Raw genomic sequence first — 12,913 nt, forward strand, 5'->3', positions numbered from 1 at the left:
CGAGATGTCAACGAACCGTGGAATCCTCATCGTGGGCGCGTCCCAGGCGGGCGTGCAGCTGGCGAGCTCGCTCCGGGAGATCGGCTATGCCGACCCGATCACGATCGTCGGCGCAGAGCGCCATGCCCCATACCAGCGACCCCCGCTGTCCAAGGCGTACCTGCAGGGAAAGGTCACGGCGGAGACGCTGTCGTTCCGGACGCAGGAGTACTACGACAAGCACGACATCCAATTGGTCCTGAACGAGCGGATCGTGGCCGTCGACAAGGCACCCGACGGCTCGGGCGCGGCGATGTCCGCATCCGGGCGGGAATTCGCCTTCAGCCGCCTGGCCCTGACGACAGGCGCGAGACCGAGGAGGCTCCAGATCGAGGGCGCGGACCTGGATGGCGTGCTCTACCTGCGTGACGCGGACGACGCCGAGGACATGAAGGCCCGGATGGCCTCTGCGGACAACGTGGTGGTCGTGGGGGGCGGTTTCATCGGCCTGGAGGCCGCCGCGAGTGCCCAGAAGTTCGGCAAGTCCGTGTCCGTCCTGGAGGCGGCTCCACGGCTGGTCGGCCGCGCCGTGGGGGAGGAGACCTCCGAGTTCTTCCTCAAGGCCCACCGCTCCCGCGGCCTGGACATCACGCTCAATGCGAAGATCGTCCGCTTCACTGGTGAGTCCGGCCGGGTCTCCGGTGTGGAACTGGAGGACGGCCGGGTCGTGCCCGCTGACATCGTCCTCGTGGGCATCGGGGTTGTTCCCCGCACTGAGCTCGCCGAGCAGATGGGGCTCGCCTGTGGCAACGGGGTCATCGTCGATGAGTTCTCGCTGGCTTCCGACGGGACCACCGTCGTGGCCGGTGACTGCGCCGAGCTGCCGAACCCGATGCCCCGCGACGGGGCGCCGGAGCGCCTGCGCCTGGAGAGCGTCAACAATGCCGTCGAGCAGGCCCGCAACGCCGCCGCCACCGTGGCGGGCGGCAGGGTGCCCTACCGGATGGTCCCGTGGTTCTGGTCCGACCAGGGCGAGGTCAAGCTGCAGATGGCGGGACTGTCGGCTGGCTATGACCAGATCGTGACGCGAGGCTCGGTCGAGGACGAGAAGTTCTCGTTCATCTACTACCGGGAGGGCCAGGTCATCGCGGCCGACTGCATCAATAATCCGGTGGACTTCATGGCGGTGAAGGCACTCCTGGCCAAGGGGATCAATGTGCCGGCGGACCGGGTCGTCGATGCGGGCACGCCGCTGAAGAAGCTGGTGGCGGAATTGGCCCCGGCGTCCTGACGCAGCGCGCGGCAGCACGGTCCGCCCAACAGGATCAGAGACTATACTGATGATTCGAATTGTTGGGCGGCCTTGCCGCACGCCGTGTCTGGAGGGAATCCATGGAGGCTTCACTGAGGCCCCAGAAGACTGCTGTCCTGGTGGCGCAGCGCATCGTCGCCGACATCCAGCGCCGGGGGAACAAGGTGGGGGACCACCTGCCCCCTGAGCGGGTCATGTTGGAGGAGTACAACATCGGCCGTGGCACGTTGCGTGAGTCGCTGCGGTTCCTCGAGCTCCAGGGCATCATCGTGCTCAAGCCGGGTCCCGGTGGCGGGCCGATCGTCCAGCAGCCGGACGGCAGCGGCCTCGCCACGGCCCTGACCCTGTTGCTGCAGTTCGAGAACGCCCCGTACCGGACCATCACCGAGGCCCGGACGGCCCTGGAGCCGATGATCGCCCGGCTCGCCGCCACGCGCATGGGCGACGAGCAGCTGGCGGACCTCAAGTACAGCGTGGACCAGATGCAGGAGAGCCTCAACGACGAGGACGTGTTCCTGGAGATGAACCAGCGGTTCCACGACCTCATCGCCCACAGCTCAGGCAACGCCCTCTTCGGTCACCTCATCGACACCCTGCTGCACATGCTGGACGGAACGGCGATCGGCGTGGACTACCCCCCGCATCGACGCAAGGCCGTCCACAAGGCGCACGCCGCGATCTATGAGGCGCTGGCGGCGCGGGACTCGGAGGCCGCCGCGGACGCCATGCACCAGCACATCCTGGAGTATGCGAACTATGTCCAGCGGAAGTTCCCCGAGGTGCTGAACGCCCCCATCTCCTGGACCCTGTAGGCGGACATCGGGGATCATGTTCCGCGCCCTGGGGCAACGAGGGGCGGCCAATCTCATATAACCATTGTTCTGTTAGGCGCACTGCGTTACCGTCAAGGGTGACATGCATCACCATCCGGTGTGGAGTGCCGGCCGATGGAGGGATGGGAGTCGTCACCGCGTCCGGGACCTCACCGTCCTCCCCGCGCTCGGGGATCCCGCGGTGCGTTCAACCCACCGGCGCGGTTTCGCCGGCTCCCTCACGAAACGGCCGAGTCGTCCCGGAGGAGTGATCGTCACGGGGCCCGGCCCCGCCTCGGAGTGCTCGGAACAAGGGAGATGACGCATGGAGAACAGGGTAAGTGCCGGAAACTACGACGTGGTGGTCCTCGGCAGTGGGGCGGCGGGGCTGGTCGCCGCACTGGCGGCGGCCGACGCCGGGGCCAGGGTGGGCATCTTCGAGAAGGCCGAGGTGCTCGGGGGGACCACGTGCCTGTCCAGCGCCGTGGCCTGGCTGCCCGATAACCGCTACGCGCGGGAGGCGGGGGTGCAGGACTCGCGCGAGGAGGCCCTGTCCTATCTCGCCTCCCTGTCCAACGGGATGATCATCCCCGAGCTCGCGGAGGCCTTCGTGGACACCGTCCCGGAACTCCTGGAGTGGCTGGACACCACGCCGCTCAAGCTGTCCCTCGTGGAGCGGTATCCCGATTACCATCCGGAGCAGCCGGGAGGGAAGCCCGGTGGCGGCAGGTCGCTGGAACCGCGGCTGTTCTCGCTCCAGGGCATCGGCGCATGGGCCGAGCGCCTGGAGGGGACGCCGCGCCGCATGGTGGTGGGCGAGACACCGATCGGCGGCGGCACCGGGTTCCTCCCGGAGGACGTGGCACGAGAACGAGAGGCCGAGCAGGTCGAGGGGCTCGGGCGGGCCATGGTCGCCGCCCTCCTGCAGGGCTGCCTGGAGAGGGGCGTCGAGGTCCATGTCCGGGAACGGGCCACCCGTCTGCGCATCGAGGACGGGGAGGTCCGCGGTGTGGTCTTCGATGGTCCCGAGGGGGCCCACAGCGTGGCGGCCCAGCACGGCGTCGTCCTCGCCACCGGGGGTTTCGAGTGGGACCGGGCCCTGGCCCGCGACTTCCTGCGCGGCCCGCTGGATCACCCGGCGAGCGTGCCGACGAACACGGGGGACGGCCTGCGGATGGCCATGCGCGCCGGGGCCGCCCTCGGCAACATGCGCGAGGCGTGGTGGGCGCCCGTCTGCACCCTTCCCGGAGAACGGCCGGATGGGTCACGGCCGGTGTACCTCGTCCAGCGGGAACGCACCGTCCCGCATTCGATCATGGTCAATCGAGAAGGAAAGCGCTTCACGAACGAGGCCACGAACTACAACGCGATGGGCGGAGCCCTGCACGAACTGGACCCCACCTCGTTCGACTACCGGAACCTGCCCTGCTGGGTGGTCTTCGACGAGAACATGGTGGAACGCTTCGGAGGATTCGGTCGCGCACCGGGTGAGGCGATGCCGGACTGGGTGACCCGGGCCGACACCCTGGCGGGGCTGGCGGAGAGGCTGGGCCTTCCGGACGGCGCCCTCGAGGCTACAGTCGACCGATGGAACGGGCACGCTCGGCGGGGAGTCGATCCTGACTTCCGCCGCGGCGAGAGCGCCTTCGACGGCTTCGTCGGCGACAGGACCGCCTATCCGGGCCCGGAGTCGACGTTCGGCACACTGGAGCGGGGACCCTTCTATGCCGTCCAGCTGCACAGCAGTACGCTGGGCACCAAGGGCGGACCTCGGACCACCGTCCGATCGGAGGTCCTGGACGTCGACGGTGAGGTGATCCCCGGACTCTTCGCCGCCGGTAACGTGATGGCCGGACCGACGGGGATGGTCTATGGGGGCGCCGGCGGCACCCTGGGGCCCGCGTTGGTCTTCGGTTACCTGGCCGGGCGCACCGCCGGGCGCCGCGCGACCACGGGGGACGAGAAGGCCGTGGCGGCCGCCGCGGCGGTCTGAGGGCCGTCGGAGGATCCAGGCCCGGAGGAAGCGCTCGCGGGGACCGGCCTGGAGATCCCTGGCAGGCCTCCGCGTCTCGTCGACGGCCGGCTGCCGCCGCGACCGCGGAGACCTAGCGACTCTGGCCGGCGGACACCGACATCGCCCGGCGGCGCTCGTCCCGTCCGGTGAGCTCGGCAAGCTCGTCGTCAACGAGCCGGGGGCTGCGAAGCAGGATCCCCGACAGCGCGATGCCGGCCGCCGTGACGATCAGGAACACGAAGGGGGCCGTCCAGCTGCCCGTCCAGTCCCGCAAGATCCCCACCACCGGCGGACCTGCCACCGAGACCAGGGCACCCTGGCCCTGTACGAAGCCGCTGAGGGAGGCGGTCATGGCCGGGGTCCGGGTCCGCGCATTGATCAGCGCCAGCATCACCGGGAAGAGCCCGGTACCCAGCGCGGCGGTGAGGACCCACAGCGGCGTCAGGAACTCCGGGCAGAGCATGAGGCCGAGATAACCCGCGATGAAGGTGACGGCACCGACATAGCTCAGGACACCGGGATTGCTCATCCGGAGGGCGATGGCCGGCACGATGAGCGCCAGGGGACCGGCGGTCACGGCGTAGCCGGACAACAGGATGCCGGCATCGACGGCCGTCACGCCGGCAGTGTCCCGCAGGATCTCCGGCAGCCACGCGAGCATCGCGTATCCGTTGAGGGAGCTCAGCCCGTACATCAGCAGCAGGCCCCACGCCGTCCGGGAGCGCCACAGCCCGGCCCGCGTGGGCCCGCCGACGACGGCATCGTTCCCTGCCTCCTCGGTGCTCGATACCCTCCTGCTCCGGAGCAGGAGGGCCAGCCACGGCGGGACGGCGACCGCGGCGACGACGCCCCACAGCAGCAGGGCCGTTCGCCAACCGGCGGCATCGGCGACCATCGGCGACACCGCGCCGGGGATCGCCGTGCTGACGGAGAACAGCATGGCGTAGATGCTGGTCATCACCGCGATCCGGTCCGGGAAGTACTTCTTCACCAGGGCCGGCAGCAGGACGTTGCCCACGCCCATCCCGAGCATCGCCACGATGCTGCTGACGAGGAGTACCGGGAAGGTGTCCGCCCCGGCACGCATCAGGTGGCCGGCGACCATCACCACGAGGGAGATGACCAGGCCGGTCTCGAGGCTGATCCAGCGCGTGAGGACCGGACCCACGAGCCCCCCGGCGGCCAGCATGAGCGGGGGCAGCATGCCGATGGTCCCCAGGGCGACGTCACTCAGGGCGACGTCGGCACTGATCTGCGTGACGATGGCCGACACGGCCGTGACGGCAGTCCGGAGGTTGATGGCCACCAGAATGATGCCGAGGAGCGCGAGCCCCCGGCCCGCCCACAGCAGACGGGTCGCCGGCGGATCGCTTCGTGTGGCCGTACCACCACTCACTGCAGCCTCCTGGGCCTCATGCGCCGGCGTCCTCGCGGTGCGCGGCGCGGTCGGGTCCCGTGGGGGACGAGGTGATATGCGTCAGCTGCCCGTCCAGACGGGAGGACGTTTCTCGGCGAAGGCGCGAGCCCCCTCCGCGGCATCGTTGGACTTTCGGATCGGATCGACGTACTCGTGCTGGAGGGCGAACTTCTCCGCGAGCGGCCAGTCGGCCGACTCGATCATGACCTGCTTGGACGTGGCCAGCGCCAGCGGTGCGTTGCCGGCGACCTCTTCGGCCAGCTCGAGCGCCACGTCGAGTGCGGCACCCGGTTCGGCGACGCGGTTGACGAGGTGCAGTTCCCCCGCCTCCTCTGCCGGGAGCATGCGGCCGGTCAGGACGAGCTCCATGGCCACGTGATAGGGGATGCGCTGGGCGAGGCGCAGGAGACCTCCGGCGTTGGCGGTGAGCCCGCGCTTGACCTCGGGCAGCCCGAAGGTGGCATTGGTGGCGGTGACGATCAGGTCGCACGCCAGGGCGATCTCGAACCCCCCACCCAGGGCATAGCCCTCAACGGCCGCGATGAGCGGCTTGCGCGGCGGACGCTGCACCAACCCGGCGAAGCCGCGGTCGGGCACGATGGGGATCTCGCCCCGGGCGAACCCCTTGAGGTCCATGCCCGCGCAGAAGGTCCCGCCGCCTCCCGTGATGACGCCCAGGCTCAGGTCCGGACGGCTGTCGAGCCGGTCAAAGGCCTCGGCGAGCTCCTCGGACAACTGCAGGGACATCGCGTTGCGGGCGTGGGGGCGGTTCAGCGTGAGGACCAGGATCCGTCCGCGTTCCTCGATGATCAGTGGCCGGTCCTCGCGGCTCATGCCTTCCCTCCCACTCCGGTGACGGCCACTCCGGACCGGGTCTTGTACTTCTTGTTGATGTTGATCAGCACGGCGGTGAGCGGCTCCAACTGGCGGGCCAGCCGCAGGGCGCCGGCATCGATGCCGCGCTTGCCGGTGACGGCAGGGGCCAGGTCCATGACCAGGTCCTTCGCGTCCTGGTCGTCACCACAGACCAGGACGTCCTCGTGGCTGATCGGGCCGTCCGTCTTCCACAGGGTCAGCGCCGCCACGTGGTGGAACGAGCCGACGACGGCGGCCTCCGGAGCGAGTCGCTGCGCCTCCTCCGCTGCGCTCTCCTCGAGGGTGAGGCCGTAGGGGCCGTGCTCGTCGAAGGCCAGCGGGTTCACGCAGCTGATCACGGTCTTGCCGCTGAGGGACGGGGCCAGTGACGTGACCAGTTCCGCGTGGCCGTCCCAGGGGACCGCCAGGATCACCACGTCGGCGTCGGCGGCCGCGGACGCGTTGTCCGTCCCGCTGATCACTGCTCCGTTCCCGACCTTCGCGGCGATCTCCTCGGCCTTCTCAGCGGCCCTGCCGGCATCGCGTGAGCCGATGGTGACCGTGTGGCCGGCCAGCGCCATGCGGTAGGCCAGGCCGCGCCCCTGGGGTCCCGTGCCGCCGATGACTGCAATTCTGTACATGACGTGTCCTCTATCTGTCTCGTGCTCAGCGCGGTGCCATCCGGATGGCTCCGTCGAGTCGGATGGTCTCCCCGTTGAGCATGGGGTTGGAGATGATGTGCTGGGCCAGGTCCGCGTACTCCTCCGGGACGCCCAGACGGCTCGGATGAGGGATGCTCTGGGCCAGGGAGTCACGCACGTTCTCCGGCAGCCTGGCCAGGATGGGCGTGTCGAACAGGCCCGGGGCGATGGTCATCACCCGGATGCCCTTGCTCGCGAGGTCACGGGCGGCCACCAGCGTCATGCCGACGATGCCGGCCTTGGCCGAGGCGTAGGGGATCTGGCCGATCTGGCCCTCGTAGGCGGCGACGGAGGCCGTGAGGACGCAGACGCCGCGCTCGCCGTCCACCACGTCGTTCTTCGCCATGCGGGCCGCCGCCAGGCGCAGGACGTTGAACGTGCCGATGAGGTTCGTCCGGACGACGCCCTCGTAGTCTTCCAGCGAGCCCGGGTTGCCATCGCGGTCGACGAGGCGGACTGCCCCGCCGCGACCGGCGCAGTGGACCAGGGCGCGGAGCGGCGCCTGGTCCTCCGCGGCGTCCAGGGCCGCGTTGACGCTGTCCGGGTCGGTGACGTCGGCGGGCGCGAAGGTGGCGCCGAGCTCCGCGGCGACCTCCTCGCCACGGGACGAGGGAAGGTCCAGGATGACGACCCTCGCCCCGTCCTGGATCAGGCGCCGGACCGTCGCCTGGCCGAGGCCGGACGCACCTCCGGTGACGACGACGGATGCTCCGTTGATATCCATGTTTGTTCTCCTGACGAGTCGTTCAGAGTCGTTCGATGATGGTGGCGTTGGCCATGCCGCCGGCCTCGCACATGAGCTGGAGGCCGAAGCGGTGATCGTTGTCCTCCAGGGCGTGCAGCATCGTGGTGAGCAACCGGGTCCCCGAGGCGCCGAGCGGATGTCCGAGGGCGATCGCCCCTCCGCGGGGATTGAGCTTCGCAGGATCGGCGTCGAAGTGCTGCTGCCAGGCGAGGGGGACCGGGGCGAAGGCCTCATTGACCTCGACGTGGTCCATCTCCTCCAGCCGCATGGACGACCGCTCGAGGATCTTCTCCGTAGCCGGGATGGGAGCGGTGAGCATCAGCAGAGGATCGTCACCGACGGCCGTCATGGCATGGATCCGTGCACGGGGCCGCAAGCCCAGCTCCCGTGCCTTGCGCTCGCTGACCATCAGCACGAGGCTGGCGGCGTCGGAGATCTGGGAGGCGTTGCCGGCGGTCACCGACCAGGTGACCTCGGGGAACCGCCCGCTGAGCTCTGGCGTCTCGAAGACCGGGTTGAGGGTGGCCAGGCGCTCCACGGTGGTGCCGGGTCGTGGGGTCTCGTCCCGGTTGACCACGGTCCCGTCCGGGGCCGTCACCGGAACGATCTCCCGTTCGAAGCACGGGGCGGCGGCAGCGGCCAGGTGGTGGGACCGGGCGGCGTACTCGTCCTGCGCCGTCCGGGCGATGCCGTACTTGGCGGCGACCAGTTCCGCGGCGACGCCCTGGGAGACCAGCCCCGGGGAGTAACGGGCCGTGACCGACGGGCCGAAGGGATCGGCCCCGGCGCGGGCGGAGCCCATGGGCACGCGGCTCATGGACTCGATCCCGCCGGCGATCACCAGGTCATAGGTTCCGGACATGATGCCCTGCGCGGCGAAGTGCACCGCCTGCTGTGACGAGCCGCACTTGCGGTCGATGGTGGTCGACGGGACGTGCGCCGGGAATCCGGCGGCCAGCCAGGCCATGCGCCCGGGTGTCGCGGATTGCTCCCCGGTCTGCGAGACGCAGCCGATGAGCACGTCGTCGACCTCTCCGGGGTCGATGCCCGTGCGGTCCACCAGGGCGGTCAGCGCCTGGGCCAGGAGGTCCACGGGGTGGATCTCGGCCAGTGCGCCGCCGGCGCGGCCGCGGCCGGTGGGGGTGCGTAGCGCGTCAGCGATCAAGGCGTCGGTAGTCATGGATGAACCTCCTGCATATTGCTTATCATGATTGTCATCTTGCCCGCAATGGGTCGCCAGGGGATGTCATCGTGTGACCTCCCGGCCCGCTGAGGGGCGTGTCCATAATCCATGATGATTGTTATATTCAACATATCGTAGTCAGCAGGGGCCCCGAAGGGCGGCCCGGACAAGGAGTGACAAGATGCCCAGCACCATCGCGGTAGACGACCGGGTCCGGCAGCTCGCCGACCGGGCCGAAATCCAAGAGCTCGCGGTCCTGTACGGGTTCATCATGGATGAGCGCGACGAGGACGGGATCCGCCAGATCTTCACGGAGGACGCCACCCTGCGCTCCCAGGACGGGGTGTTCGCGGCCTCGGGGATCGACGAGATCGTGGAGACGTACCTGGGTCGGTTCAAGGCCCTGGGTCCCACGAACCACTACAGCCACGGCCACGTGGTGCGGTTCCAGGCCGACGATCCCGACGTCGCCTTCGGCCTGCTTGCCTCCCACGCGGAGGTCTCGCGGAACGAGGTGGCGATGCAGGTCGCCCTCCGCTACAAGGACACCTACCGTCGGGTGGACGGCCGCTGGCGGATCGCCGACCGCCTGATGTCCTACATGTACTACCTGCCCGTCACCGAGTACGCCGAGGGGCTGGGCGACCGGAACAGCGTCCGGGCCTACGGTGACCACCGGCCGTCCGACTGGCCGGAGTCGCTGTACTCGGAGCAGGGGAGCGCCTGGCTCAAGAAGTACCTGTGGTGATGCTGCCGTCGGACGGCGGGGTGATCCGGCCCCGCTCCCGGTGAGCCGCCGTCGTCGTGTCGGACGTGCAGGACCGCACGACGACGGCGGGGCCCTGGGGGCGGGGCGCCGGCCGGCGCCCCGCCCGAGCGGGCTCCTAGATGCGGGCGGTCCAGGAGACTGGAGTGTCCAGCAGCTCGGGGAACTTCCGTTCCGCGTACCGGGTGTAGGCCGCAATGTGCTCGTGCATGGCCGCGGCCGCGGTCACGGGGTCCCGGGCAGCGATCGCCTGGTAGATGCTGGAATGCGCCTCGTACACGGCCGCCCGCCGGTGCTCGGGATAGTCGAAGCCGATGGCGCTGCCGTCGAGCATGCCCAGCAGCGACTCCACGAGGTAGCCGAACATCGCATTCCCGGAACCGTGGGCGATCGTGTCGTGGAACCGCCGGTTCATCTCCAGGAAAGTGGCTTCATCGCCGAGGTTCTCCCCCATGTGCTCCACGCTGTAGGCCAGGTCCGCGAGTTGATCGCCACTCATCCTGGTGGCCGCCAACTGGGCCATCATCGGTTCCAGGCCGGCGCGGGACTCGGCGATGGTGCGGAAGGGAGCGTTCTCGAACTGCAGGAGCAGCGTCAGGGCGGTGGCGAGTCCCGTGGCGTCCGGCTGCTGAACCACGGGCCCACCGCCCGGCCCCGGCTTGAGGGCGATCACCCCTTGGAGCTCCAGGAACCGCAGGGACTCCCGGAGCGTCCCGCGCCCGATCTGGTAGTGCTCCAGCATGGCCCGTTCCGGGGGAAGCCGGTCGCCCACGGTATTGCCGCCGCGCTGGATGTCGGCAACGATCCGCTGGGCGACCAGCATGGCGGTCTTCTGCGGGCGCATGGATGAATCGGGCATCACGAGGCCTTGGCGGTGACATCGTGGGCGATGACGCCCCCGGCTGCGAGTCTGTCCAGGGTGTCCGTCTCCACGCCCAGCTCATCGGCGAGGATCGTGGCCGTGTGTTCCCCGACCGCCGGGACGCCGTGGTAGGACGGCCGGGGGGTGCCTGCAACGTGCAGGATGGGGCCGGTCATCGTGGCGTTGCCCAGCACCGTTCCCGACAGTTCGACCAGGGTGCGCTCCAGGAAGTGTGGGTCCTGGACGATGTCGCTGGAGTCGTTCACCGGAGCCGCGACGACCTCGTACTCCTCCAGCACGGCGAGCACCTGCTGGCGGGGCATGGAGCCGACCCAGCCCTTGACGATCTCCTGGAGCTCGTCGTTGTTCTCCATGCGGGCGGGATTGGTGGAGAACCGTTCATCCGTCTTCAGGTCCGGCCGGCCCATGGCGTCGAAGAGGCGCATGGCGATCGTCTGCGCGGAGGCGGCGATGGACAGCCACCCTCCATCGCCGGACTGGTAGATCCCGCGAGGAGAGGCCGAGCCGGAGGTGTTGCCCACCCGGGTCATGATGACGCCGTTGGAGGTGTAGTTGAGCAACGCGTCGCCGAGGATGAACATCAGCGGTTCATAGAGGGCCACGTCCACCTCGGAGCCGACGCCGCTGATCTCCCGGCGGTACAGGGCCATGGCGGTGCCGAAGGCGGCCGAGATGCCGGCGATCGAGTCGGCAAAGCCGAACGGAGGAGAGGTCGGAGGGGTGTCCGGCCAGCCGTTGAGGAACGCATATCCGCTGGCTGTCTCCGCCACGGTGCCGAAGCCGGGGCGGCCACTGTAGGGACCGCTCTGGCCGAAGCCGCTGACCCGGGTCAGGACCAGTCGCGGATTGACCTCGGCCAGGACGTCGTACCCCATGCCCCACGCCTCGAGCCGGCCCGGGCGGAACGACTCGATCACGACATCCGCACCGCGGATGAGCTCGAGGGCCAGCTCGCGTCCCTCCGGCTGGCGCAGGTCGATGCCGACCGAGCGCTTACCGGAATTCAGGCGGGCGAATCCCAGGGCCAGCCCGTCCTTCTGTGGTTGCCACTGCCGGGCCATGTCACCGTTGACCGGGTCCTCGACCTTGATGACCTCCGCTCCGAAGTCGCGCAGCATGCGCCCGGCGGTGGGGGCGGCGTACATCGATCCCAATTCCACGACCCGCACGCCATCGAGCAATGATCGGGATTCTGACTTGGGCTGTTCCATGGCAACCTCACCCTCTTTCTTGAGTGCTACGCTATAGGTAGTAATAATGATAAGAGATTACCAGACTGGCCATCGGTTCGACAGGGGCGGACGGTGCCGGGGCCGAGGCCGGTCCGGGTGCAGCGTGCGCCGGGCCTCGGCAATGATCCACTGGAGTTAGGGGAAACCGTGCAGACCGACAGTTTCAAGGAATTCGACCTGACCGGGCGCGTGGCGCTCGTGACGGGGGGCAGCCGCGGGCTGGGACGCGCCATGGCGCTGGGACTGGCCCGCGCTGGGGCGGACATCATCATCGCCAGCCGCAATGGCGAGGCCTGCGAGGAGTTCGCCCGGGAGATCGAGGCGGAGACGGGCCGCCGGGCTGCCGGCTTCGGTGTCCACGTGGGTCGCTGGGACGACCTGGAACCGTTGGTCGACGAATGCTACGAGGCATTCGGGAAGATCGACATCCTCATCAACAATGCGGGGATGTCCCCGCTCTACGACTCCGTCGACACCGTGAGCGAGCAGCTCTTCGACAAGGTCGTCGACGTCAACCTGAAGGGGCCGTTCCGGCTGGCGGCCCTGGTCGGGACCCGGATGGCCGCCGGTGACGGTGGATCCATCATCAACATCTCCAGTGCGGCCGCGGTGCATCCCAAGCCGCACGTCCTGCCCTATGCGGCCGCCAAGGCCGGCCTCAACGCGCTCACCATCGGGCTGGCCCACACCTTCGGGCCCTCGGTCCGTTGCAACGCCATCATGGCGGGCACGTTCCGGACCGACGTGAGCAAGTCCTGGGACGAGGAGGCCTTCGGCCGCCGCGCGGAGACGTTCGCCTTGCGCCGAGGCGGCGAACCCGAGGAGGTCGTCGGCACCGCTCTCTACCTGGCCAGCGATGCATCCAGCTACACGACGGGGGCGATCATCTCCGTGGACGGCGGCCAGCCCTAGCCTTCGGGCGCCCCGGGGCCCTGTTCCGGACCTGGCGTCCGGAACAGGGTCCCTTCATGCCTGCGGGCCCGGCGTCCGCCTCGCCGATCACACCCGGGGCCC

The 12,913-nt window shown here is 69.3% G+C and carries 12 protein-coding genes; 5 read left to right on the top strand and 7 right to left on the bottom strand.

Features of this window, described 5'->3' with window-relative positions; translation table 11 throughout:
• Positions 1-4: 4 nt before the first annotated feature.
• The 3 genes from CITRI_RS0107585 (at position 5) to CITRI_RS0107595 (ending at position 4,096) form a co-directional block, all read left to right on the top strand.
• Complete coding sequence (locus CITRI_RS0107585; RefSeq protein ID WP_029139131.1) at positions 5-1,270, top strand: NAD(P)/FAD-dependent oxidoreductase; 1,266 nt, start codon at positions 5-7, stop codon at positions 1,268-1,270.
• Positions 1,271-1,371: 101 nt separating this feature from the next.
• Positions 1,372-2,103: a FadR/GntR family transcriptional regulator gene (locus CITRI_RS0107590; RefSeq protein ID WP_029139132.1), complete on the top strand. Its 732-nt coding sequence runs from the start codon at positions 1,372-1,374 to the stop codon at positions 2,101-2,103.
• Positions 2,104-2,428: 325 nt separating this feature from the next.
• Positions 2,429-4,096 (top strand): FAD-dependent oxidoreductase, encoded by a 1,668-nt coding sequence (locus CITRI_RS0107595; protein ID WP_010144110.1) that lies wholly within the window; start codon positions 2,429-2,431, stop codon positions 4,094-4,096.
• A gap of 112 nt (positions 4,097-4,208) precedes the next feature.
• Here CITRI_RS0107595 and CITRI_RS16855 read toward each other — a convergent pair whose 3' ends face one another.
• From CITRI_RS16855 to CITRI_RS0107620, 5 genes are all read right to left on the bottom strand, one after another.
• Positions 4,209-5,423 (bottom strand): MFS transporter, encoded by a 1,215-nt coding sequence (locus CITRI_RS16855; RefSeq protein WP_010144111.1) that lies wholly within the window; start codon positions 5,421-5,423, stop codon positions 4,209-4,211.
• Positions 5,424-5,594: 171 nt separating this feature from the next.
• Positions 5,595-6,368 (bottom strand): crotonase/enoyl-CoA hydratase family protein, encoded by a 774-nt coding sequence (locus CITRI_RS0107605; protein WP_010144112.1) that lies wholly within the window; start codon positions 6,366-6,368, stop codon positions 5,595-5,597.
• Entirely contained in the window at positions 6,365-7,030 is a 666-nt protein-coding gene (gene npdG / locus CITRI_RS0107610; RefSeq protein ID WP_010144114.1) for an NADPH-dependent F420 reductase, read from the bottom strand. Before npdG ends, CITRI_RS0107605 begins: the two co-directional genes overlap by 4 nt.
• A gap of 25 nt (positions 7,031-7,055) precedes the next feature.
• Positions 7,056-7,814: an SDR family NAD(P)-dependent oxidoreductase gene (locus tag CITRI_RS0107615; RefSeq protein ID WP_010144115.1), complete on the bottom strand. Its 759-nt coding sequence runs from the start codon at positions 7,812-7,814 to the stop codon at positions 7,056-7,058.
• 22 nt (positions 7,815-7,836) lie between these two features.
• Positions 7,837-9,015 (bottom strand): thiolase family protein, encoded by a 1,179-nt coding sequence (locus CITRI_RS0107620; RefSeq protein ID WP_010144116.1) that lies wholly within the window; start codon positions 9,013-9,015, stop codon positions 7,837-7,839.
• Positions 9,016-9,199: 184 nt separating this feature from the next.
• Between CITRI_RS0107620 and CITRI_RS0107625 the strand changes: the two genes are divergently transcribed.
• Positions 9,200-9,766 (top strand): nuclear transport factor 2 family protein, encoded by a 567-nt coding sequence (locus CITRI_RS0107625; protein WP_010144117.1) that lies wholly within the window; start codon positions 9,200-9,202, stop codon positions 9,764-9,766.
• A 136-nt stretch (positions 9,767-9,902) separates the two neighbouring features.
• On the opposite strand, the gene CITRI_RS0107630 is transcribed toward CITRI_RS0107625, so the two are convergent.
• Both CITRI_RS0107630 and CITRI_RS0107635 read right to left on the bottom strand, forming a co-directional pair.
• Complete coding sequence (locus tag CITRI_RS0107630) at positions 9,903-10,643, bottom strand: FadR/GntR family transcriptional regulator (protein WP_040386003.1); 741 nt, start codon at positions 10,641-10,643, stop codon at positions 9,903-9,905.
• Positions 10,643-11,878 (bottom strand): CaiB/BaiF CoA-transferase family protein, encoded by a 1,236-nt coding sequence (locus tag CITRI_RS0107635; protein ID WP_029139133.1) that lies wholly within the window; start codon positions 11,876-11,878, stop codon positions 10,643-10,645. The genes CITRI_RS0107630 and CITRI_RS0107635 overlap by 1 nt, the downstream gene beginning before the upstream one ends.
• 168 nt (positions 11,879-12,046) lie before the next feature.
• On the opposite strand from CITRI_RS0107635, the gene CITRI_RS0107640 reads away from it, so the two are divergent.
• Positions 12,047-12,811 carry an SDR family NAD(P)-dependent oxidoreductase gene (locus CITRI_RS0107640; protein WP_010144120.1) on the top strand — a complete coding sequence of 255 codons (765 nt, stop codon included), beginning with the start codon at positions 12,047-12,049 and terminating at the stop codon, positions 12,809-12,811.
• Positions 12,812-12,913: the final 102 nt, after the last annotated feature.

This window comes from Citricoccus sp. CH26A (genome assembly GCF_000224415.1).
Classification (GTDB): Bacteria; Actinomycetota; Actinomycetes; order Actinomycetales; family Micrococcaceae; genus Citricoccus.